Raw genomic sequence first — 22,658 nt, 5'->3', positions numbered from 1 at the left:
AAATCCCAGGCGCGACGTCCTGGGATGCCCTTAAAGGGGGCCGGGTATCATTGCAAAAAATGATCTATGGTATCTACACCTTAAATTATTAGCGCTTAAAGTAGAAATTACTGACCAAGCAGGTCGGCCGCGCCTTGGGCGAAAAGCTCATCAGAGACCCGCGCGCCCAACTCCGCCGCTTCCGCTGCGTCCGCCGCGGTGCCGGAGGCGGTGGCGGTCAATTGGCGGGAACCATCCAGCGCAAAGACGCCGCCGCGCACCGTGAGCTGATCACCATTCCAGCGGGACGTGGCGGCCACGGGCGCGGTGCAGCCGGCCTCGAGGCGGGCGAGAACGGCGCGCTCGGCGAGGGCTGCGGCGGTGGCTTGTTCATCGACAACAGCGTCGAGCGCCGCGGCGGCCTCGGTGCCGGCGACGGCCTCGATGGCAAGCGCACCCTGGGCGGGGGCGGGCATGAATAATTCTGGATCGAAAATATCGCTGGCCCGATCCTCGTAGCCGCCGCGCAGCAGGCCGGCATAGGCCAGCACCACGGCATCGAGTTCGCCGTCGGTCACCTTGGACATGCGGGTATCGATATTGCCGCGCAGCGGGCGGATATCCAGGTCCGGGCGCAGCGCGGCCAGCTGGGAGATGCGGCGCGGCGCCGAGGTTCCCACCCGCGCGCCCTCCGGCAGCTGCATCAGGGTCATGCCATCGCGGGCGACCAGCACCTCGCGGCTGTCCTGGCGCTGCGGGATAACCAAGCGGAAGCGGTCATCCTCGGCCGTGGGCAGGTCTTTGAAAGAGTGCACGGCGATATCGCATTCGCCGCGGTACAGCGCCTCGCGCAGCGCCTGGGTGAATACGCCCACGCCGATGCGCTCGACCGGGGCCATATTGGTATCGCCTGCGGTGGTGACGATGTGGAGTTCGGAATCGAATCCGGCATCGATAAGCCAATCGCGGACGTGTCCTGCCTGGGTGGTGGCGAGCTTGGAGCCACGGGTACCGATCTGGAACATTTACGCCTCCTTATTCAGCGTGGGCAATTCATTGACGGCAACGGCAACGCCGGAGCCTTCCAGCTGCAGGCCAAAAAGCTCCTGCAGGGCATTTTCGCTGTTAAAGCTGCTATCCGATGCCGCCAGCTTCTTCGCCCGCACCGTCGGTTCATGCAGCAGTTTGTCGGCGACGCGCTTGAGGGCGCCTTGGACATCGGCAAGCTGCTTGCCCTCTAGCTCCGGGTGCTTTTGCTGCAGGCGGGCCGCCTCGCACTCCACGAGGTCCGCCGCGCGGCGGTGCAGGGCGCTGACAGCCGGTGCCACATCGCGCACGCGCTGGGCGGAGGTATAGGCGGCAAGCTCCTCGTCCACGATGGTGCGGGCCTGCTCGTGCGGGCTCGTGCCGGCCGCGACGTCGGTGGCGGCCGCGGACAGGGACTTGCTGAGGCGCTCGATGTTCACCAAGTCCACGTCATCGATTTTCGTTGCCTCGTCATCGATATCGCGTGGGAGGGAGAGGTCAATGAGCATCAGCGGGTGCGCGGGCGGGATATCGCCGGCGGTGATGGTAAAGCCTTCGGCGCCGGTGGCGGAGATGGCGAGGTCGACATCGGCAAGCGCGGCGGCGCGGTCCTGAAAGTCCACCACGCGGGTGCGCACCCCGGCCTCTTCTGCGTGGCCGGCAAGGCGCTCGGCGCGCTCGCGGGTGCGGTTGGCAATCACCAGCTCGCCAATGCCCAGCCGGCCCGCGTGGGTGGCCGCAAGCGAGGCCATTGCCCCAGCACCCAGCACGAGCGCGGACTTGCCCTGCAGATCCTCCGTATCGAGGCGCTGCAGTGCCTGGTCAAAGGCGAAAGTCACCATCGAGACGCCGGCCTTGTCGATCTCCGTTTCCGAGTGCACGCGCTTGCCGGCCCGCAGCGCGGACTGTGCCAAGGCGTGGATGCGCGGACCAACCGTGCCCTGCTCGGAGGCGGACTGGTAGGCAGAACGTACCTGGCCGATGATCTGCTGCTCGCCCACCACCATCGAATCCAGGCCGGAGGTAACGGACATGAGGTGTTCCGCGGCGGCATCGGCATAGCGCACGTAGAGGTAATTGCGCAGCTCTTCCTCATCGACCTGGGAGACTTCCTTAAGCACCCGGATGACGTCCTGCACGCCGGTGTGGAAGGCATTGGTCACCGTGTAGACCTCGAGGCGGTTGCACGTGGAAATAATCATCGCCTCAGTCAGGGACTCGGCATCAACCAACTGCCCGCAGGCGGAATGCTGCACCACATCGTCCATGCTCAACTTTTCCAGCAACGCCACGGGTGCCGATTGGTGGGACATTCCCACAACAAGCACGCTCATGCTCCACACTCCTCAACCTTTTGATTGACCGCAATGGTTCCAAAGACTACCCCGCATGGGCGTGGAACCCGAATCGTCAGCGCAGCTCGGCAGCCAGCTCTTCGTTATCGACTTCCCAGCAGGCGAATTCTTCCCCGTCTATCACTACAACGGGAACGCGGTCACCGAATTCCATCTCGAGCTCGCGGCTGTCTTCTACGTTGCGCACTTCCAGCTGGGCGCCGGCCGCCTGGATAACGGGGGTAATCTGCTCTTTTACCCGTTTGCAGGAACCGCAGGTGGGGCGCACCATGAGCTCGACTAGATGCTGGGACATAGGGGCGGGATTCTCCTCATAAGGACGCCGACGGTGGAAACGTTTACTATGGACATATTAGTCCACCCCGCGTTTGCGAAAGCTGTTTATTCCACTCGTGTCCGCTATACCTCCCCCCGGGTTCCCCGAATCTCCCCGCGACTTTTTGGCCAATTGGACGGCCTCGCGCGGCAATCTGCGCAACTTCTTAGAAAACCAGGCGCTGGCCCCCTTGGGCGAGGAAGAACAACGCGCCGCAGGTGAGGCGGCCGCTGCCGCCGCCTTAGAGGAATTCGGGCTCGAGCTCGAGGACTTTGCCTCCGGCATCGCCTCCGTCTCCGGCTCTTACGACGCCGCAGGCTCCCCGCGCATCACGGACCAAGATCCGGACGTCCCCGTCGATGTGGGTGCCGCCGCCTTTTTCGACGTGGACAATACCCTCGTTCAGGGTTCCTCCTTGGTGGAATTCGGCTTTGGGCTCGCCCGCCGGCGCTATATCCGCATCTCTGAGATACTCCCGGTTGCCTGGAAGCAACTAAAATTCCGCCTCTCCGGCGCGGAGAACGCAAAAGACGTTGCCGCCGGTCGCGCGCAGGCCTTGGAGTTTGTCAAGGGCCGCAGCGTAGATGAGCTCATCGATCTCTGCGAGGAAATCGTCGAAGCCTCCCTGGCCCGCCGCGCATACCCCGGCACCACACAGCTCGCTGAGATGCACCTGGCCGCCGGCCAACAGGTGTGGCTGGTTACCGCTACCCCAGTCCAGCTCGCCCAGGTCTTGGCGCGCCGCTTTGGCTTTACCGGCGCGCTCGGCACCGTCGCAGAGGTAGAAGACGGCAAGTTCACCGGACGCTTGGTGGGCGATATCCTCCACGGCCCGGGTAAGAAGCACGCCGTGGCCGCCCTCGCTACCATCGAGGGCCTCGATCTGGACCGGTGCACCGCCTACTCCGACTCCGCCAATGACATGCCCATGCTCACCATGGTGGGCACCCCCGTGGCCATTAACCCGGACCGCAAACTGCGCAATATCGCAGAAGAGCGCGGTTGGATCGTCCGCGACTACCGCTCCATCCGCCGCGCCATCCGCACCTACGGCCTTCCAGCGCTTGTCACGGCCGCCTTTTCCTATGGCGGCTGGCGCTATTTCCGGAAGTAGCAATACAACCAGCACTGCCGTCTCTCAACGGCACTCAGCACATTGCTTTCTCAAGCCCCTCGGTGTGGCTATTGCTACCCCATCGCCGCGACGTTGAACACCAGAACAACCGCACTAAGAGCCGTCATCCCGAGACAATTTACCCAGAACTCCTTACCTACGAAGTTCGCCTTGATATGAGCGATGATGGCGAAAATAAAGTAACCAAGTACGCCGACTGAGACAGTGGCTGTAATCGACGGGTTATTCAAAACGGCTCCGACGATCAATCCAAGCGCGGCCAGCGCCTTAATTCCGATAAGCGCCCACCACCAGTCTTGAGGAAAATTGACGCCCCTAAGACAGCGACTAATGAACTTGGGCGGCTTCACAGAAAGCACGGCATCGCCTATCAAAACGATGGCTAAAAGATACGTACCAAAGACAGCTAAGGACCCCACTCGGGAACCTCCCTTGAATCAGATGCTAAGCACATGAAGCATCGCATGGCCCAACTTTTGTGGGTTGAATTGATTCTACAGCTCAAAACAAGCAAACGTATGTGGAGATGTGCAGCGGAAGAACGACCGAGAATCCACGCTCGGCCCGAAAACCAGAAATCCTCCGCCGCCGCGCTAAGGCACGGTGCGGAGGATTCGTGGGCTGTTGGGTTTACTTACCCAACTTACGACGCTGCACGCGGGTGCGGCGCAGCATCTTGCGGTGCTTCTTCTTGGACATGCGCTTGCGGCGCTTCTTGATGACAGAACCCATAACAGGCGTCCTCACTTTCTTTTAGTACGTACTGTGAACCTGCCGGCGCCTGAAACGGCAAAGGTGCACTCTTTGCCACCTTGGCCGCACATATGCGGGCCATCACGGCGTGCCGACACGAATGCGATCCATCTTACCTAGTCCCCAGCGTGTCTCCAAAAGTGGCCCCGATGGAAACCCGCGGCAAGACGTCGCGCGGGAAAACGAGACAGCGCCCACCACCGCTGACCAAAAGTAGCCAACAGAAGTGGGCGCTGCCTGAAAGGCGCGAGAACCTACGCTCCGTAAACGGATGCCTCGAGGTACTCGTTGACGGCGGACTCGTGAACGCGGAAAGAGCGTCCGACGCGGACTGCCGGCATTTCGCCTGCGTGAACCAAACGGTAGACAGTCATCTTGGAGACGCGCATGATTTCAGCGACCTCCGCGATGGTCAGAAAGGTTCCTTTTTCTTCATTTGCCATAATTATCTAACCCTTCAGCTCGTTACGCGCTGTAGGCTTCCCCTCCCACAGGACTTCACGCACGTGCTTGTCCCAGCCTATCGTGAAACATGTGACTAATGCGACCCAAGTGCCAAATTTTTTCACAGCAGTTGTTCAGTTCACCGCCAAAAGCGCTGCGTAACAACCGCCTCATGGCTCCCGTACGGCCCCCAAGTGGTGTGAGGCAACTACACCCCCACCACGGGGAACTGGTCGCATTAGGCGGGCTTCTAGCCCAGCTCCTTAGCCTTATCGGAGCATGCCTCGGCGGCGCGGTAGAACGCACCGCGCAGGCCGGACTCTTCCAGCTCGCGCACGGCCGCGGCGGTGGTGCCGCCTGGCGAGGTCACGCCTGCGCGCAGCTGCGTTGCCGAGCGGCCCGAGTTGGCCAGCATATCGCCCGCGCCGGCAGCCGCCTGGGCGGCGAGCTTTTCGGCGATATCGCGGGGGAGGCCGAGCTGCACGCCGGCATCGACAAGCGCCTCTGCCACGAGGAAAAAGTACGCCGGCGAGGAACCCGCCAGGGCGGTCGCGGCGTCGATATTCTTCTCCGGAATGACCGCAACCTCACCAACGGCCTCGAGGAGCTCCGTCACGCCCTGCATCTGGGCCTCAGTCACGTGCTCGCCGGCGGCGCAGGTGCACATGCCGCGGCGCACCAGCATCGGCGTATTGGGCATAACGCGCACAACCGGCACGCCCTCGCCCGCAGCGGCCTGCAGGGCCTCCAGCGTCAGCCCAGCAGCCATAGAGACCACCACGGCGTCCTTGGCTGGGTTAATCTCGCCCAGCAGGTCCAAGATGGCGTAAGGCTTGACGGACGCGAAGATATAGTCCGCGCCGTCCACCGCCTCGGCGTTATCCGTCGTGACATTAACGCCATAGTTGCTCTTGAGTTCTTCACCGCGGGAGGCCGTGCGGTTAGTCACCGTGATATCGGAGGCATTAAAGCCCGATTCCACAAGACCCGAGGTCAAAGCCTCACCGATTTGTCCTCCACCTAAAATTGCAATCTTTGTCATAGTCTCCACCATGCCAAAAATAACGACACCCGGCTACCTCCACGAGGGAAGCAGCCGGGTGGTTCTCAGCGGATGGCCGGTTTAGAGCATGACCAAAAGCAGTGGCCCAAAGGTCAATATCAGGCCGGTAATGCCTGCAAGGAACATGGAGAAGCCATCGCGGGCGGTGCGCAGCGCATGCGTGACACCAGCCATGATTGCGGTGACGCAGAGCGCCAGGATGGCCACGACGGTGCGCGGGAAGTTATCCCACAGCACTTCAAAGCCCTTGAAGATGATGATCGCCAAGACGATGCCCACAACCACCATGATGAGGATGGACATGGGGTTAAGCTTCTCGTGCTCTTCGGTGATTTCCTCGTCCCGCACCTGGGGCAGCTCGCCGGTATCGTCGGACTTCTTTGCGGCCGCGGCAGGTTTTTGCGCAGGCGCGCCAGCCTTGCCCTTGGTTCCCGCGTCCTTGGCATCCTTGGCTCCCGCTGCGGTCGCAGCAGCGGCAGCGCTAGCTGCGCCTGCCTTCTCCTTGGCTCCGGATTCGGCGCCGTCAGCGGCATCCTTGCGCTTGTCCTGCGAGGACTGAGAGGACTGCGACTTGCCGATGCGCTGGATCACCGCAGTATCATCCGCGGACGGCTGATAAGACTTCTTCTCGGCGTCCTTAGCCGCAGCCTTGTCCTCCGGCTCCGACTGCGCAGGCTTCTTTGCCTCCTGCGCGTTTGCCTTCTGCGCATTAGCCTTCTGCGCGGGGGCAGGCTTGGCCGTCGGCTGCGAGGCAGAACCTGCCGCAGGCTTAGGAGAGGCGGTAGGCCCACTCGGCTTGCCGTTCTGCTTCGGTGCCGGGGACGCAATCGGGGTAGCCGCGGAAGGCTTCTCAGCAGCCGGCTTAGGGGAAGCGGATTGGGGCTGGGATGGCTTGCTTTGCGCAGGCTTGCCGATGCCCGACTGCCCCACGCCCTGCTTCGAGCCTTCCTGCGTGCCCGCGGCTGGCTTCTCCGCGCTTGGCTTACCTGCAGCGGCCTTGCCCGCTGCAGGCTTGGACTCCGAGGTCTTAGACTCCGCGGCCTTGTTTCCTACGGACTGCTCGTCCTTGGACTTTGGCGCGCGGATGACAGGGGCGTCATCGTCGATGGAGACGTTGGTGTGCTTCGCCTCTGGCGGGGTGGACTTTACCTTCTTCAGACTGCCGGTGAGCTCGGCAACGGATACGCCGCCCTCATCGAGGCTCCGCCGACGGCGGCGAGAGGTCTTCTCGTCCTTGTCCGTGCGGTCCTTCTTATTGCGAGCCAGCAGCTCGGCCACGGTCAACTGTTTTTCGTCAGCCATGATCTCTTCCTATTCCAATCCCTTGTCGGTCCGGCGCAAAATAACACCTTCGCGCAGCGCCCATGGGCAGATTTCTAACTTCTCAATTCCCAGGGCTCGCATGCTTGCCTCGGCAACCAAAGCGCCGGCGACGATTTGGTGCGATCGGTTCGAACTTACACCCTCAAGGTCCGCTCTGTCTGCTGCAGTCATGCGCGTGATGAATGAAATCAACTGGCGCAGGCCCGGTGCGGTCAATGTGCGCTTGACGTATGGCCCTGCAGACGAGGGTGCCGCGCCGGTAAGGCGCGAGAGGGTACGGAAGGTTTTCGAGGTGCCCACCGCTAGGCCGGCAGGACCCATCGCCTTCATCTGCGTGACGGCATCTTCAAGCTCTGCATCGATGAAATCGCGCAGCGCACTGACCTTCTTCTTCTCAGGCGGATCGGTATCAAACCAGTTGTGGGTCAGCCGGCCTGCGCCCAGATCGAGGGAGAAGGCCAGGTCAGGGTGTTCATCGGTACCGGTGGATAGCTCCAGGGAGCCACCGCCGATGTCCAAGTTGGTGATGCGCCCGGCGGACCAGCCGTACCAGCGGCGGGCAGCGAGGAAGGTAAGCTGCGCTTCCTCCACGCCCGAGAGGATCTGCAGGCGCACGCCGGTCTGCTTTTCCACCTCATCGAGCACTGCTTCGGAGTTAGGGGCAGAGCGAACCGCGGAGGTCGCGAAGGCGATAAATTCGGCGCACCCGAGTTTGTCACCCAGCTCACTTGCCTCACCCACGGCGGACACGAGCTTTTTCAGGCCCTTTTCGTGGATGTTTCCCTTCTTATCCAGCTGCTCTACCAGCCGGAGTGGGGTCTTCCAATCGCTCATCGGAGTAGGCCGTCCCCCCATTGCGGCATCGACCGCAACGAGGTGGACGGTATTACTTCCAACGTCTAATACACCTAATCGCACACTAATAGCGTAGTAGGTCTACCGTGGTTAGGTGTGAATCGCCCAAAATCTGACACCGTTTACCTAGGTTTTCCCGCGAGCTCGCCAGCGGCGGCATCGATTAAAGCCGGGCGCGAAGAGGCCCCAGATTTTCCGCGGGAGTGGTTCGAATTTACCAACCCAAACGACCCTTACCACGTCTTTTCCATCGATCTCACGTGGGTGGAATCGCACTACAGCTGCCAATTTGGCACGTCGGCGTGCAGGGGCATCGATAAGAACCAGCCCGATGTGGGCTGCTGCGTGCACGGTGCATATATGGCCGATGAACAAGACCGCGATCAGCTTTACGATGCCGTCTCCCGCATGCCCGCGCGCTACTGGCAGCTGCGCCCAGCGGGGGTAGATGAGTTCCTGGCGCAAGAAAACACCGATGAGCTAGAGCCGTGGTTGGAATGGGACGAGCTCGACGGCGAGGACGGCGAACCGGAACCGGCGCTGAAAACGCCCATCGTGGATGGCGCCTGCATCTTTGCCAACCGCGCCGGCTGGGAAACGGGCACCGGCTGCGCGCTGCACCAATGGGCCGTCGATAGTGGCGAGGAGCTGACCGTGGTCAAGCCGGAGGTGTGCTGGCAATTGCCGCTGCGGCGCTATGAGGATTATGAAGAGCGCCCCGATGGGCAGGAGATTTTGCGCACCACCATCGGCGAATATGACCGCCGCGGTTGGGGCAATGGCGGCGAAGACTTTGATTGGTACTGCTCTACCGATGGCGCCTGCCACGCCAACCCGCTGCCGATGTGGCAATCGCACGAGGACGAGCTCGTCGCGCTCATGGGGCGCGAAAGCTACGATATTTTGGCGCAACAATGCCGTGCCCGCGCTGAAGCCGCCGAGCACGGCGTGCAGCTAACCCAGCACCCAGCCAGCATCAAGGCCGGCTGGTACTAGAGCTCGAATTTATAGCCCAGCCCGCGCACCGTCACCAGGTGCTTCGGGCGGGAGGGGTGCTCCTCAATCTTGGTGCGCAAGCGCTTGATGTGCACGTCGAGCGTCTTGGTATCGCCCACGTAATCCGCACCCCAGATGCGATCGATGAGCTGGCCGCGGGTCAGCACGCGCCCGGCGTTGCGCAGGAGGTATTCCAGCAGGTCAAACTCCTTGAGCGGCATCGCTACCGGCTCGCCCGCCACGGTGACGATGTGGCGTTCCACATCCATCTTCACGCGGCCGCCGGATAAGATCTGCTCGTCTTCTACCTCGGTGCCCTCCGCGGCGTCGGCGTGGGAAGACTGATCGTTGCCGCGGCGCAGCACGGCGCGGATGCGGGCGATGAGCTCGCGGGAGGAATACGGTTTGGTGACGTAATCGTCCGCACCCAGCTCTAGGCCCACGACCTTATCGATTTCCGCATCGCGCGCGGTGACCATAATGACCGGCACGGAGGAGGTGGCGCGCAGCTGCTTGCACACGTCGGTGCCGGACATGCCGGGCAGCATGAGGTCAAGCAGCACGATGTCGATGTCATTATCGGCGAATTTCTCCAGCGCGGATGGTCCATCGAGGGCGATAATCGGCTCAAAGCCTTCCTTGCGGAGTAAGAATGCCAGCGGATCGGCCAGCGACTCTTCATCTTCCACGATGAGAATGGTGGTCATTGTGCTTTATCCTTTCGACGTGCTGCAACGCGTGCTACCGCACGCTGGAGCCCAGGAGCCGCCGCATCGACGGAATCCCTGTCTTCATTATCCTGCAAGTCAGCGTCGTGCGCTGGCTTCTCTTCCTTATATATGGGCAACTCGATGGTAAAAGTAGAGCCCGTGCCAGGCCGCGACCACAGCTTGATATTGCCCCCGTGGTTGGCCACCACGTGTTTGACAATTGCTAATCCTAGGCCAGTGCCTCCCGTCTGCCGCGACCGGGCTTGGTCAACGCGGAAAAAGCGCTCGAAGACGCGCTTTTGATGCTCCGGCGGGATGCCGATGCCGCGGTCCGTCACCCGGATCAGCACGACATCATCCCCCACTACCTTCTGTGAGACGGAGACCGGCAATTCCTCTGGCGAATAATTGATCGCGTTGGAAATAAGATTGGACAGCGCGGTTACCAAGAGGGACCGGTCGCCCATGACCTGCACGCCTACGGACGGCCCTTGGGTCAACCTAATGGAGCGCGCGTCTGCGGCGAGCTGGTTGCGCGAAATCGCCTCGTCAATGAGATCGTCTACAAAGAGCGGTTCCATCTCCGGCAGCGCCTCGGCGCCCTGCAGCTTGGACAGGGAAATCAGCTCGCTGACCATATCCGCCATGCGGTTGGCCTCTTTTTGCACCTTGGTACCGAAGTACTTCACGTGCTCCGGGTCCTCGGGGTCTTGAAGCAGGGCCTCGGCAAGCAGCGCGATGCCGCCCACCGGGGTTTTCAGCTCGTGGGAGACGTTGGCCACGAAGTCACGGCGCGCTGATTCCATGCGCACGTTTTCGCTCTCATCGGTGCCGTAGATGATGATGAAGCGGCCATCGTTCAGCGTCAGCGGCTTGATGACGGCCTTGACCTGCGTGACGCGGTGCCCGGTGCGGCGCTTGGGGATGGCCAAGTCCACGGTGCGGGTTTCCTTATCCTCAAAGACCTGCTCAGCGGTCTTCCAGATCTCCGGGTTCACGGCGCGATCGTGGACCACGGACATCTCGTGCGCCGCGGGGTTGGACAGGATGATTTCCTGGTTCCTATCGAGCACCGTCAGCGCCGTGGGCGAGCCCTGGACCGCGAGGTGGAGGCCTTGGCTCACGGTGGTGACCTGGTTTGCCTGGGCATCGCTCGCGCGCTGGCGGCGTGCCATGCGCTCGCGCACCCGCGAAATTAACGGCAGCACCACCGCGCAGGCAACCACGCCCGCGAGAAAGACAAAAATTAATTCCACGCCATTAAGCCTAACCATTAGAAAGTCCCCAGGGAGCACCTCCCCGGGGACTTATATGCAGCAGTGGGTTACTTGCCACCCTGCGCGGCGACGGCAGCGGCCCCGGCCTCGGCGGCCTCTGGATCCAGGTAGGTGCCGCCCTCGTTGACCACGGAGCCATCCTCCGCAATCTCGTACACCAGCGGGATGCCGGTCGGGATATTCAGCCCGGCGATGTCATCATCGGAAATGCCATCGAGGTGCTTAACCAACGCGCGCAGGGAGTTGCCGTGCGCTGCGATCATGACGGATTCACCCTTCTTGGCGCGTGGCAGGATCTCTTCCTCGAAGTAGGGCACGAAGCGCTCGACAACGTCCTTCAGGCACTCCGTCTGTGGGACCTTGTCCAAATCCGCGTAGCGGGGGTCGTTGGCCTGGGAGTACTCGGCGTCATCGGCAAGCTCGGGCGGGCGCGTGTCATAGGACCGGCGCCATGCCATGAACTGGTCCTCGCCGTACTCTTCCTTGGTCTCGGCCTTGTTCAGGCCCTGCAGCGCACCGTAGTGGCGCTCGTTGAGGCGCCAGTCACGGATGACCGGGATCCAGTGGCGGTCGGCCGCATCCAGCGCGATATTGGCGGTGCGGATGGCGCGGCGCAGCAAGGAGGTGTACAGCACGTTGGGCAGGATGCCCTCTTGCGCGAGCAGCTCGCCGCCGCGCTTGGCCTCTGCCTCACCCTTTTCTGTCAGATCAACATCGACCCAACCGGTAAATTGGTTGGATTCATTCCAGGTGGATTGGCCGTGGCGAAGAAGAATCAGTTTTCCGTTAGTCATGCCTCCAGCATGCCACGAAACCGCCCGGCGCGTCAGTGAGGCTAGTCTCCCATCGCGCGGCGTTGGTGGCAGTCAGGCACCGGAATCTGCTGGGCTTCGGCATAAATCTCCGTCAGCTCGCGAGCCGTGTTGGTCCAGCTAAAGCGCGCGGCATGCGCGACGGCGGCCTCGCCCATGGCGATGCGCCGGGGGTCATCGTCCAGCAGCTGGGTCAAGGAATCCGCCCACTCCTTCGGATCGTGGGACGGCACCAGCAACCCGGTCTCACCATCGACGACGGCGATGGGCAGCCCACCCACGGCCGCGGCGACGACCGGCGTGCCAGAGGCCTGTGCCTCGAGCGCCACCAGGCCAAAGGATTCGTTGTAGCTGGGCACCGCCACGATATCCGCGGCGCGGTACACTCCCACCAGCTCCTCGGGCGGGCGGGGTCCTAAAAAGCGCACGCGCTTTTGCACGCCCAACTCCCGCGCCAATTCCCTATACGCCTCCGGCGAAGCATTGGCTCCCGATGGCCCGCCGCAGATGAGTACCCGGAAATCGCGGGTGGGCTCGCGGTGGCAGAGCTCGGCGGCAGTGCGGATGAGAACCTCCGGTCCCTTGAACTTTTGCAGGCGCCCTACAAAGGCGATGACCTTGGTATGCAGTGGTATGCCCAGCTCGCGGCGGGAGCGCTCCGTATTGCGGTCGGTGCCAGGGGTGAAAAGGCCCACGTCGGCACCCGGGGAGACCACGCGGATGATGTCGCGCTCGGCATCGTAGTGCTCCGCCAAGTCGCGGGCTTCCTGATCGGTATTGACCACGAGGAGGTCTGCATTATCCACCAATTGCTGCTCGCAGATGCGCCGCGCCTCTGATTCCACGGTGTCCTCGGCGGTGCGGTAAGCGTTTTTCACCGCGGCCAACGTGTGGGCGGTGTGGACGAGGGGGATGCCCCAAAGATCGCGCAGCAGCCACCCCACTTGGCCGGACAGCCAGTAGTGGGAATGAATAAGGTCATATTTTTTGCCCTGCCACTTGGCAAATTGCACCACGCCACCGGAAAAGGCCGCGAGCTGGGTGGGCAAATCTTCCTTTTCTAGCCCCTCAAAGGGGCCTGCCACGATGTTGATCACCCGCAGGTTGGGGGCCACGTCCACGATTTCTTTGTGGCTGGGGCGGGTCGCGCGGGTATAGACGTCCACCTCCACGCCAAGCTGGGCTAATTGGCAGGCAATATTTAAAACGTAGACGTTCATTCCGCCGGCATCCCCGGAGCCAGGCTGCTCAATGGGGGAGGTATGCATAGAAATCATGGCGATGCGCATGTTGTCCCATCTTAGCGGCGCTATACTGGCCCCTGCCAACAACCTACGCTACCGAAAGGTCACGCATTGTCCGCTTACGAATCAAAGGCATGGCTCCAGTATTACCCGGAGTGGACGCCGCATAGCCTCGACTATGGCACCACCACCCTGTTGGACCTGTATGACAACAACCTCGAGGTCAATGGCGATAAGTCAGCCACGTATTTCTTTGGACGCACCCAAAACTATTCCGAGCTGGACCGCCAAGTGCGCGCCGCCGCAGCAGGCCTTAAGGCCTTCGGCGTGCGCCCCGGTGACCGCGTAGCCATCGTTGCCCCCAATAGCCCGCAGTACATCGCGGCCTTTTATGCCATCTTGAAGCTCGGTGCCCAGGTTGTGCTGCACAATCCGCTCTATACCGCCCACGAGCTGGAGGGACTTTTCCAGGATCACGGCGCGCGCATCGCCATCGCCTGGGACAAGGCCGCGCCCACCCTGGAGAAGCTGCGGGCTACCACCAACCTGGAAACGGTCGTGTCCATCAACATGATCAACGCCATGCCCACCCTGCAGCGCGCCGCGCTGCGCCTGCCGCTTCCCCCGCTCAAGGCCAAGCGCGAGCAGCTTTCCGCCCCAGCGCCGAATACCGTGCCGTGGGAGGCGCTGATTGGCGATGCCATCGGTGGCAACGGCAGCGATATTAAGACGCCGGAAGACATTGATAAGGACACCGTCGCGCTGGTGATGTACACCTCCGGTACGACCGGCGCACCCAAGGGCGCGATGCTTTCGCACGGCAACCTCGTATCCAACCTGCTCCAGGGCAAGGCCTGGGTTCCGGGCTTGGGCGATAAACCAGAGCGCATGCTCGCCGCCCTACCCTTCTTCCACGCGTACGGCCTGACCATGAACGTCACCTTGGCCCAGCTCATCGGCGGCGAATTGGTCATTCTCCCCGTGCCGCAGATCCCGCTCATCATGCAGTTGATGAGGAAGCACACCCCGACCTGGGTCCCGGGCGTTCCTACCTTGTACGAGCGCATCGTCAAGGCAGCCGAGGAACAAGAGGTTCCCATCAAGGGCGTGCGCGCGGCCTTCTCCGGTGCATCCACCCTGCCTTCTGAGACCGTCAATAAGTGGGAGCACGCCACCGGCGGCCTGCTCGTGGAAGGCTACGGCCTTACCGAGTGCTCGCCGATTATCGTGGGCAACCCCATGAGCACCGACCGCCGCCCCGGCTACGTGGGCATTCCTTTCCCAGATACCGAGGTGCGCATCGCCAATCCCGATAACCTGGATGAAACCCAGCCAGACGGCGTTGAGGGCGAGGTGCTGGCCCGCGGCCCGCAGATTTTCAAGGGCTACCTCAACAATCAAGAAGCCACCGATGCCGCCTTCCACGGTGACTGGTTCCGCACCGGTGATATGGGCATCATGGAAGAAGACGGCTTCATCCGCCTGGTCAGCCGCATCAAGGAAATCATCATCACCGGCGGCTTCAACGTCTACCCAGGTGAGGTCGAAGAAATCCTGCGCGAGCACCCCAGCGTTGACGACGCCGCCGTGGTGGGCCGCCCGCGCGAGGACGGCTCCGAAGACGTCGTTGCCTGCCTCGATCTTGCCGATGGCGCCGCGCTCGACCCCGAAGGCCTCAAGGACTACTGCCGCGAGCGCCTGACCCGCTACAAGGTCCCGCGCACCTTCTACCACTTTGAGGAACTGGCCAAGGACCAAATGGGCAAGATCCGCCGCCGTGAGGTACAAGAAGACCTCATCAACCGCCTCGAAGCAGAGAAGAACTCCTAAAACACCTAGAGTTCAACCACCATGCTGCGCACCATCGATACCCCCATCGGCCCACTGCTGCTCACCGCAGACGCAGACGGACTGTCCCGTGTCGACTTCGTCGCGATCCAGTTGGGTCGCCGCGAAACCAGTAAGGTTCGCGGCGAGGTAAGTAGAGACCGCAACGAGGAAAGCAAGGGACACCGCGAAACCATTAAGGTTCGCGGCGAGGTAAGCGGCGGGGTGAATGGGGGCATCGACAAGCGCGGTGCAGACATCCTAGATGCGGCGCAGGAGCAGCTCGCGGAGTATTTCGCTAGGCGCCGCCGCGAGTTTGACCTGCCGCTCAACCCGGCGCCAACGACGGAATTTCGCGCCCAAATACACGCGCAGCTCGACACCATTGGCTACGGCGAGGTCTCAAGCTATGGCGAGCTCGCCGCCGCCGTGGGGCGCCCCGCTGCTACCCGGGCGGTCGGCACCGCCTGCGGCGCCAATCCCCTGCCGATTATTCGGCCCTGCCACCGCGTGCTGCGCAGCGATGGATCGCTTGGCGGCTATGCCGGAGGCCTGGATATCAAGCGTTTTTTGCTGGCACTCGAAGAAAACTAGAGGATTTCCTCACGTTCTGGGTATACTCGCCCTTTGTAATATTTTTCTTTACCAAACGAAAGGGTAGCGCGTGTCCGCATACGAATCCCGGGCCTGGATTAAGCACTACAGTGACTGGACCCCCACCACGCTTGATTATGGCGATAAAACCATCGTTGACTACTACGTCAATAACCTCCGCATCAATGCGAATAAGTCCGCTACCTACTTCTTTGGCAATACGCAGAACTACGCGGAATTAGACGCACAGGTGCGCGCAGCCGCCGCGGGCCTTAAGGCCTTTGGCATCCGGCCTGGCGATAGGGTCGCCATCGTCATGCCCAACTGCCCCCAACACGTGGTGGCGTTTTATGCCATCCAGCTACTGGGAGCCACCGCAGTGGAGCACAACCCCCTCTACACCGCCCACGAGCTCGAGGGGCTGTTCCAGGACCACGGCGCGCGCGTGGTCATCGCCTGGGATAAAACGGCGCAGACGCTGAATAAGCTGCGCGCCACCACCCCGTTGGAGACCATCGTCTCCGTCAACATGATCGACGCAATGCCGCCCTTAAAGCGCCTCGCACTCCGGATTCCCCTGCCGCCGCTGGCCGCTAAGCGTGAGCAGCTGACCGGCGCGGCCCCAAATACCGTGGCCTGGTCCACGCTGATCGGCTCTGCCATCGGCGGCGACGGCAAGGATCTAGAGATTGCCAAGGTCACGCAGGACGATATCGCGCTCATCCTCTATACCTCCGGCACCACCGGCAAGCCCAAGGGTGCGCTGCTCTCGCACGGCAACCTCATCGCCAACTGCGTGCAGGGCGAGGCCTGGCTGACGAATATGGATGCCACCGACCAGCGCTTCCTCGCCGCCTTGCCGCTCTTCCACGCCTACGGCATGACCACGCTGTGCGTACTCAGCATCTACTTCGGCGCCGAGCTCATCTTGGTTCCGTCCCCGCAGATGCCGCTCATCATGGACATCATTAAGAAGCACACCCCCACCTGGCTGCCGGGCGTGCCCACGCTGTACGAGAAGATCATGGACGCCGCCGAGGACAAGGGCGTGGATCTCGCCGGCATCAGCAACGCCTTCTCCGGCGCCGCCACCCTGCCGGTTGACGTGATGGAGCGCTGGGAATCCATGACCGGCGGGCGCCTCGTAGAGGGCTTTGGCATGACGGAGACCTCGCCCGTGCTCATTGGCAACCCCATGAACGGCAACCGCCGCCCGGGCTATGTGGGCCTGCCCTTCCCCGATGTTGAGGTGCGCATTGGCAACCCGGATAACCTCGATGAGACTCAGCCGGACGGCGAGCCGGGCGAGATGCTGGCTCGCGGGCCGCAGATTTTCCAGGGCTACTTCAATAATGAAAAGGCCACCGCGGAGTCCTTCCACAATGGCTGGTTCCGCACCGGCGATATGGCCATCATGGATGAGGAAGGCTGGGTTCGCCTGGTCAGCCGCATCAAGGAAATCATCATCACCGGCGGCTTTAACGTCTACCCGGCCGAGGTAGAAGAAGTGGTGCGCAAGCACCCAGACGTCAAGGAGGTCGCCGTGGTGGGCCGCCCGCGCAAGGATGGCTCCGAAGACGTCGTCGCCTGTGTCATCCTGCGCGATGGCGCCGTCCTGGACCCAGACGGCCTCAAGTCCTTCTGCCGTGAGCGCTTGACCCGTTACAAGGTCCCCCGCACGTTCTACCACTTTGAGGAGCTGGCTTCGGACCAGCTGGGCAAGATCCGCCGACGCATGGTGCAACAGGATCTGCTCGATCTCCTCTCACAGAAGGCTTAGTATTAACCACCATGTCAGACCTCGAATACGACGCCACGCTGACGGATTTCCTCGCCACCGCCGTAGCCAACTTCCCCCACCGTCCCGCCACCTTTTTCGGCGGCGAGACCCTGAGCTACGCGGAGCTGGATACCCGCATCGCCGCTGCCGCCGGCGCCCTGCGGGAGATGGGAATCCGCCCCGGTGACCGGGTAGCGCTGGTCTTGCCCAACTCCCCGCAGCACCTCATTGCCTTTTTCGCGGTGCTGCGCCTGGGCGCGGTCGTAGTCGAACATAACCCTCAGTACACCGCCCACGAGCTGGCCCCGCTCTTTGCCCACCACGGCGCCCGCATCGCCTTGGTGTGGGATCAGGTTGCCGCCGTGGTCGATGGCCTGGCCAGCACGGTGATCCCCGTGTCTTTGGAGGCGCCCCTTCCCCTCTCCGGCACCCCAGTTCCCCACCGCCAGGCCGCGCTTGCCGATGCCGCCCTTATCCTCTACACCTCCGGCACCACCGGCCAGCCCAAGGGCGTGGTGCTCACGCACGGCAACCTGGCCGCGAACTGCATCCAATTGGAAGCCCAAGCCGATCTGCGCCCGGGCCACGAGCGCTTCCTTGCCACGCTGCCGATGTTCCACTCTTACGGATTGACCATGAGCGTCTTGCTCGCCGTGCGCTGCGCCGCCGAGATCATCCTGCTGCCCGCCCCGCGCCCCGCGGCCGTGGTCGGCGCCTTGGCACAGCGCCGGCCGACCTGGATGCCGGGTGTGCCCACCATTTATGAGCGAGCCATGTACGAGCAGGCCGGCGAAGCAGCAGCGGACCTGGGCGGGGTGCGCTACGCCATTTCCGGGGCTGCATCGCTGCCGGCGCGCATCATCGAGCCTTGGCAAGACCGCACCGGCGGCATGCTCGTCGAGGGCTACGGGCTCACGGAGGCCTCCCCCGTGCTGACCATTAACCCGCTTGGTGAAGGTCGGCGCGTGGGGACCATCGGCAAGCCGCTTGCCGATACCGAATTGCGCATCGGGGATCCCGCCGACCTAGACCGCAGCCAACCCGATGGCACGCCCGGTGAGATCCTTGCCCGTGGGCCCCAGGTTTTTGCGGGCTACCTCGATAATCCCGCCGCCACGCGGGAGGCATTCCACGGCGAGTGGCTGCGCACCGGCGATATGGGGGTGCGCGAGGCCGATGGCCATTTCCGGCTGGTCGGCCGAATTAAAGAGGTCATCATCACCGGCGGGTTTAACGTCTTTCCCAGCGAGGTGGAACACGCCCTGTTAAGCCATCCTGCGATAAGCCAAGCCGCGGTGGCCGGCGTCCCGCGCGCCGATGGTTCCGAGGACGTCGCCGCCTGCCTGGTGCTCCACCCCGGCGCCACCTTCGACGCGGAAGCGCTGCGCGAGCACTGCCGCGGCCTCTTGGCCCGCTATAAGGTCCCGCGCCATTTCGTGGTGCAAGAAGAATTGCCCACCGATCAGCTAGGCAAGCTGCGCCGCCGCCAGGTGCAGGACATCTTGGTAGCGGAAGTGTCCTCCCGTTAATCCTCGGCAGCGGTGGTGTCCCGGCGCGGGCTACGTCCCGGTGCAGGGCTACTCCCCGATGAGGGGCTACTGCCCGCCGCGGGCGGCATAGGCAAAGATGCGCCCCGAGCGCTCTTCTAGTTTCTTCTTCGCGCGCACCTGCTGCTGCGCCGCGAATTCGGAGCGCGGCGGGGCTTGAATATAGCGCTCAGCATGCAAACCAAGTTGCAGCTCCTTGGCACGCAGGACCTCCGCATCGATCTTGATGCCCAAAATCAGCATCGTATTGGACAGCCAGACGGTCATAAATACCGCCATGACCGTTCCGAATGCCCCGTAAATGCTCACCCCGGCCAGGTACTTGATGTAGAGGGAAAATGCGCCCCACACCACCAGGTTCGTCACTAGCGCTACCACCGAGCCCAAGGTGATCCAGCGAAAACGGCTGGGCCGAACGTTCGGCGCAAAGTGGTACCACACGGCAATAAGCGCCAGCGCCACCACGACAGTTATGGGAAAGCGCAGCCAATTCCACACCGGCATAAAAATGCCACCGAAAAAGTCCACGGTTCCATGCAGCCCTAGGCGGAGTGCTACGGGCTCGATGACGCTGTCCACGACGGTATCGCGCAATAAATTGGCACACAGGACCACCACCGCGCCGATGACGAGGACCACGGTAATGGCCCACATCAACGCCCATGTGCGGATGGTGCCGCGTCCCTCCACCCGGCCGTAGACAGTATTGGCGGTGCGTGAGAAGGCACGCACATACGCCGAGGCGGCGAAGAGTGAAATCAGGACGGAGACCACCAGCGCAAACGTGCCCTCCCGCGTGGAACCGATAATGGAGCTGACGATATTTCCGGCCTCTTCCGCCATGGAACGGGGCACGTACGTTTCGATGAACTGCGTGGTCAACGCCTCCACTTCGCCCCGGCGCGAAGAAAAGACCAGCGTGGCAATAGAATATGCCGCTAGGACAGTGGGCGCGAAGGCCATGAGGGTGAAGTAGGTCATCGCGGCGGCGCGGTCCATTAAGGCATCGTGGAAGAAATCAGCCCACACGCGTCGCATTACCAGGCCCCAGCTGTCCTTGCGCAGGCGGTTGCCGCGCGCCCACGGATCGACATCGGCGGCGGGGCTTTCCACGGTGACCAGGGTGGTAACGGTGCTTGGCACGATCTTTTGCTGTTGGGCAGTCTGCTTCCGGGCTTGCTTGCTGCCGGTTGCGGGGGCATCGTCCAAGGCACTCATAGTTACGCAGCGTATGCGGCCTAAGAATCTATTCTGTGAAGTGACACTCGCAGCGATTAGGCTGGGGAGTATGACTGAACAGAACCAAGAAAAGATTAACGTCAAGTCCTTCGAGCTCGACCACCGCCTCGTCAGCGCGCCTTATATCCGCGTGGCTGACCGCACCGATTTGGGCGGCGGCGTGGAGATTATCAAGTACGACCTGCGCTTCTGCCAGCCCAATAAGGAACACCTGGACACGGAGGCGCTGCACTCCGTGGAGCACATGATGGCCAACTTTATGCGCAACTACACCGATAAGCTCATCGGCTTTGCTCCTATGGGCTGCCGCACCGGCTTCTACGCCATCACCAACGGTATGGAGCAGGATGAATTGCTGCGCGCCGTTGAGGGTGCGCTGAACGATATCCTTTCCGCCACCGAGGTTCCCGCCGCCAACGAAGAGCAGTGCGGTTGGGGCGCGCACCACAGCCTGAAGGGCGCGCAAGATGCGGCCCGCAAGTTCTTGGACGCCAAGCCGGAGTGGCTCGAGGTCATGGCTGCCTAAGATGCGCCGGCCGTAGCGCAGAGCATTGCGCTGGGGCGGCTTTTGAGCCGCCCGCGCTGCCCGCAAGCAACGATTACGTCCAAAACAACCGCGTTTCGCCAAAAATGAGGACGAATTTTAGAAGAACGCGGTTGTTTTGGACGTTTTTATGTTCGCGGGGCCTAAAACCCGGCGCGAACCTAGTGGCTGAGGCCCCATCGCGGCGAGAGGTGCGGCCTAATCCTCGTCCATGGATACGCCCAGCCACACGGGCTCGGGCACGAGCTCAACGCCAAAGGCCTCGCGGACGCCATCGCGGATCGTGCGGGCCAGGGCGACGATATTGGCGGCGGTCGCGTTTCCGCGATTGGTCAGCGCCAGGGTGTGCTTGGTGGATAGCGTTGCCGGGCCGGAGCCGGGGTAGCCCTTTGTAAAGCCGGCGTTATCGATAAGCCAAGCGGCCGAGAGCTTCTCATGCGGGGAGGTATCGCCCTGTGCGGCGACGGGGTGGCGGGGCATGCGGTCGGCGGGGGCATCGCCAAGCGTGGCGCGCACCTTGTCCTGGATGGCGTCGGCGACGCTGGATTCGACCACGGGGTTGGTGAAGAAGGAGCCGGCGGACCAGGTGTCGTGGTCGGCGGCATCGAGCACCATGCCCTTGCCGCGGCGCAGGGCGAGGACCTCCTCGCGGACTTGGGCGACGGGGCGGCGCTCGCCGGGGTTATCGGTAAGCTGCCCAAAGCGCAGGGGGCGAGAGAGCCCGTCCGTGGTCAATTGCAATTCGACCTCGAGTACCACCGCGCGGCCGGTAAATTTCAGGTTGGAGTAGCGGTAGGCAAGATCGAGATCGGAGACGGGAACCCACTCATCGGCATCAGTGCGCAGGTTATACAAGCGCACGCGGGTCAAGACCTCAGAAATCTCGGCGCCATAGGCGCCCACGTTTTGCACGGGCACCGCGCCCACCGTGCCGGGGATGCCGGACAGGCACTCGATTCCGCCCAGGGACTGCGCCACGGATTCCGCCACGACTTCGTCCCATACCGCGCCGGCTTGGGCGCGCACGAGACCGGTCTGGGTATCCATGTCCACCGCGGCAAAGTCCAGGACAACGGCGACTACGTCTACCTCGCCATCAGAAACCAGCAGGTTGGAGCCGCCGCCGACCACGATGAAAGGAACTTTTTCTTTCGCGAGGTACCGCAGTGCCGCAACCGCTGCTTCGGGCAGCGAACAACGCAACGTGACCTGTGGCTTTCCCCCCACGCGCAAGGTGGTGAGATCGGCAAAGCTCGCCGTGGGATCCACGTCTACGCCTTCGATTGCTGTGAGTTGTTGCGTCAAAAATTTATCAAGCACGTATACCAAGGTAGTCTGTTAAGCATGTCAACTCGTAGTGAAAACACCGTAACCATCAATCAGCCTATCGACATGGTTCACAAGGCGCTGCTTACCCAGGGGTACTGGGAGTACATCGTGGAAAATCTTTCCCCGGAGGCAGGCCAGGTTCACGATTTCTCCGATAACGTAGCAACTCTCTACGAGGTCCTGCCGACCAACCTCTTGCCAGAGGCTGTGCGCGCCATGGTCTCGCAGGACCTCAAGGTCAAGCGCGTGGTCACCGTGGGCGAGCTCAACGGCCAGGCCGCTGACGTCAATTACACCGCTGACGTCAAGGGCACCCCGGTGGACTTCAAGGGCGAGATTTCCCTGGCCGGCGAGGGCGAGATGACCAAGCTGACCTACACCAACGAGATCTCCGTCAAGATCCCGATGATGGGCGCAGCCATCGAGCCGAAGGTGGGCGAATCCCTCGCAGAGCTCTTTGATAACGAGGGCAAGCTGACCGAACAGTGGATTTCTGAAAACCTCTAAGGC

The 22,658-nt window shown here is 62.4% G+C and carries 23 protein-coding genes; 8 read left to right on the top strand and 15 right to left on the bottom strand.

All coding sequences use genetic code 11. The annotated features are described in order from the left end of the window. Positions 1-107: 107 nt before the first annotated feature. The 3 genes from hemC to HMPREF1287_RS09900 all read right to left on the bottom strand — a co-directional run bounded on the left by hemC (position 108) and on the right by HMPREF1287_RS09900 (position 2,655). Positions 108-1,004, bottom strand: coding sequence for a hydroxymethylbilane synthase (hemC, locus tag HMPREF1287_RS09910; RefSeq protein WP_023016653.1), 897 nt, complete (start codon positions 1,002-1,004; stop codon positions 108-110). Beyond that, on the bottom strand, positions 1,005-2,339 hold the full coding sequence (locus HMPREF1287_RS09905; RefSeq protein ID WP_023016652.1) for a glutamyl-tRNA reductase: 1,335 nt from the start codon (positions 2,337-2,339) through the stop codon (positions 1,005-1,007). It lies immediately after the preceding gene. Between the two features lie 76 nt (positions 2,340-2,415). After that, on the bottom strand, positions 2,416-2,655 hold the full coding sequence (locus HMPREF1287_RS09900; RefSeq protein WP_005276722.1) for a glutaredoxin family protein: 240 nt from the start codon (positions 2,653-2,655) through the stop codon (positions 2,416-2,418). 97 nt (positions 2,656-2,752) lie between these two features. Between HMPREF1287_RS09900 and HMPREF1287_RS09895 the strand changes: the two genes are divergently transcribed. Beyond that, entirely contained in the window at positions 2,753-3,790 is a 1,038-nt protein-coding gene (locus HMPREF1287_RS09895) for an HAD family phosphatase (protein ID WP_023016651.1), read from the top strand. 74 nt (positions 3,791-3,864) lie between these two features. Here the strand turns inward: HMPREF1287_RS09895 and HMPREF1287_RS09890 are convergent, their stop codons facing one another. The 6 genes from HMPREF1287_RS09890 to HMPREF1287_RS09870 form a co-directional block, all read right to left on the bottom strand. After that, the gene (locus HMPREF1287_RS09890) at positions 3,865-4,230 is read right to left on the bottom strand and encodes a DoxX family protein (RefSeq protein ID WP_023016650.1); all 366 of its coding nucleotides are present in this window, start codon (positions 4,228-4,230) and stop codon (positions 3,865-3,867) included. 211 nt (positions 4,231-4,441) lie between these two features. After that, positions 4,442-4,543, bottom strand: coding sequence for a 30S ribosomal protein bS22 (locus tag HMPREF1287_RS12320; protein WP_003855542.1), 102 nt, complete (start codon positions 4,541-4,543; stop codon positions 4,442-4,444). Positions 4,544-4,818: 275 nt separating this feature from the next. Continuing rightward, positions 4,819-5,007 (bottom strand): helix-turn-helix domain-containing protein, encoded by a 189-nt coding sequence (locus tag HMPREF1287_RS09885; RefSeq protein ID WP_005276651.1) that lies wholly within the window; start codon positions 5,005-5,007, stop codon positions 4,819-4,821. 251 nt (positions 5,008-5,258) lie between these two features. Further along, the gene (gene proC / locus HMPREF1287_RS09880) at positions 5,259-6,050 is read right to left on the bottom strand and encodes a pyrroline-5-carboxylate reductase (protein WP_023016649.1); all 792 of its coding nucleotides are present in this window, start codon (positions 6,048-6,050) and stop codon (positions 5,259-5,261) included. A gap of 81 nt (positions 6,051-6,131) precedes the next feature. Continuing rightward, complete coding sequence (locus HMPREF1287_RS09875) at positions 6,132-7,373, bottom strand: hypothetical protein (protein ID WP_023016648.1); 1,242 nt, start codon at positions 7,371-7,373, stop codon at positions 6,132-6,134. Between the two features lie 9 nt (positions 7,374-7,382). Continuing rightward, positions 7,383-8,312 (bottom strand): Ppx/GppA phosphatase family protein, encoded by a 930-nt coding sequence (locus HMPREF1287_RS09870; protein WP_175279178.1) that lies wholly within the window; start codon positions 8,310-8,312, stop codon positions 7,383-7,385. Positions 8,313-8,345: 33 nt separating this feature from the next. Between HMPREF1287_RS09870 and HMPREF1287_RS09865 the strand changes: the two genes are divergently transcribed. After that, positions 8,346-9,245, top strand: coding sequence for a hypothetical protein (locus HMPREF1287_RS09865; protein ID WP_023016647.1), 900 nt, complete (start codon positions 8,346-8,348; stop codon positions 9,243-9,245). On the opposite strand, the gene HMPREF1287_RS09860 is transcribed toward HMPREF1287_RS09865, so the two are convergent. The 4 genes from HMPREF1287_RS09860 to mshA form a co-directional block, all read right to left on the bottom strand. Then, positions 9,242-9,952 (bottom strand): response regulator transcription factor, encoded by a 711-nt coding sequence (locus HMPREF1287_RS09860; protein WP_023016646.1) that lies wholly within the window; start codon positions 9,950-9,952, stop codon positions 9,242-9,244. The genes HMPREF1287_RS09865 and HMPREF1287_RS09860 overlap by 4 nt on opposite strands. Next, positions 9,949-11,211, bottom strand: a complete 1,263-nt coding sequence (locus tag HMPREF1287_RS09855) for a sensor histidine kinase (RefSeq protein WP_369707497.1) — start codon at positions 11,209-11,211, stop codon at positions 9,949-9,951. Before HMPREF1287_RS09855 ends, HMPREF1287_RS09860 begins: the two co-directional genes overlap by 4 nt. 68 nt (positions 11,212-11,279) lie before the next feature. Further along, positions 11,280-12,026: a phosphoglyceromutase gene (locus HMPREF1287_RS09850; RefSeq protein WP_005276632.1), complete on the bottom strand. Its 747-nt coding sequence runs from the start codon at positions 12,024-12,026 to the stop codon at positions 11,280-11,282. A 41-nt stretch (positions 12,027-12,067) separates the two neighbouring features. Continuing rightward, positions 12,068-13,333 carry a D-inositol-3-phosphate glycosyltransferase gene (gene mshA, locus HMPREF1287_RS09845; protein ID WP_023016644.1) on the bottom strand — a complete coding sequence of 422 codons (1,266 nt, stop codon included), beginning with the start codon at positions 13,331-13,333 and terminating at the stop codon, positions 12,068-12,070. Positions 13,334-13,399: 66 nt separating this feature from the next. On the opposite strand from mshA, the gene HMPREF1287_RS09840 reads away from it, so the two are divergent. From HMPREF1287_RS09840 to HMPREF1287_RS09825, 4 genes are all read left to right on the top strand, one after another. After that, positions 13,400-15,118, top strand: coding sequence for a long-chain-fatty-acid--CoA ligase (locus HMPREF1287_RS09840; RefSeq protein ID WP_023016643.1), 1,719 nt, complete (start codon positions 13,400-13,402; stop codon positions 15,116-15,118). 21 nt (positions 15,119-15,139) lie between these two features. After that, positions 15,140-15,709, top strand: a complete 570-nt coding sequence (locus HMPREF1287_RS09835; protein ID WP_023016642.1) for a methylated-DNA--[protein]-cysteine S-methyltransferase — start codon at positions 15,140-15,142, stop codon at positions 15,707-15,709. A gap of 70 nt (positions 15,710-15,779) precedes the next feature. After that, positions 15,780-17,489 (top strand): long-chain-fatty-acid--CoA ligase, encoded by a 1,710-nt coding sequence (locus HMPREF1287_RS09830; protein ID WP_023016641.1) that lies wholly within the window; start codon positions 15,780-15,782, stop codon positions 17,487-17,489. A gap of 11 nt (positions 17,490-17,500) precedes the next feature. Continuing rightward, positions 17,501-19,018, top strand: a complete 1,518-nt coding sequence (locus tag HMPREF1287_RS09825) for an AMP-binding protein (protein ID WP_023016640.1) — start codon at positions 17,501-17,503, stop codon at positions 19,016-19,018. Positions 19,019-19,084: 66 nt separating this feature from the next. Here the strand turns inward: HMPREF1287_RS09825 and HMPREF1287_RS09820 are convergent, their stop codons facing one another. Beyond that, entirely contained in the window at positions 19,085-20,254 is a 1,170-nt protein-coding gene (locus HMPREF1287_RS09820; protein WP_023016639.1) for a YihY/virulence factor BrkB family protein, read from the bottom strand. Positions 20,255-20,324: 70 nt separating this feature from the next. On the opposite strand from HMPREF1287_RS09820, the gene HMPREF1287_RS09815 reads away from it, so the two are divergent. Further along, on the top strand, positions 20,325-20,801 hold the full coding sequence (locus HMPREF1287_RS09815) for an S-ribosylhomocysteine lyase (RefSeq protein WP_023016638.1): 477 nt from the start codon (positions 20,325-20,327) through the stop codon (positions 20,799-20,801). Positions 20,802-21,017: 216 nt separating this feature from the next. Here the strand turns inward: HMPREF1287_RS09815 and HMPREF1287_RS09810 are convergent, their stop codons facing one another. After that, positions 21,018-22,139 (bottom strand): UDP-N-acetylmuramate dehydrogenase, encoded by a 1,122-nt coding sequence (locus HMPREF1287_RS09810; RefSeq protein WP_023016637.1) that lies wholly within the window; start codon positions 22,137-22,139, stop codon positions 21,018-21,020. Positions 22,140-22,163: 24 nt separating this feature from the next. Here HMPREF1287_RS09810 and HMPREF1287_RS09805 point away from each other — a divergent pair, with 24 nt between their 5' ends. After that, the gene (locus HMPREF1287_RS09805; RefSeq protein WP_023016636.1) at positions 22,164-22,655 is read left to right on the top strand and encodes a DUF2505 domain-containing protein; all 492 of its coding nucleotides are present in this window, start codon (positions 22,164-22,166) and stop codon (positions 22,653-22,655) included. Positions 22,656-22,658: the final 3 nt, after the last annotated feature.

The organism is Corynebacterium sp. KPL1986, from assembly GCF_000477975.1.
GTDB lineage: Bacteria > Actinomycetota > Actinomycetes > Mycobacteriales > Mycobacteriaceae > Corynebacterium > Corynebacterium accolens.
The sequence above is the reverse complement of the archived record's forward strand: the minus strand, read 5'-3'. Positions and strand labels throughout refer to the sequence as shown.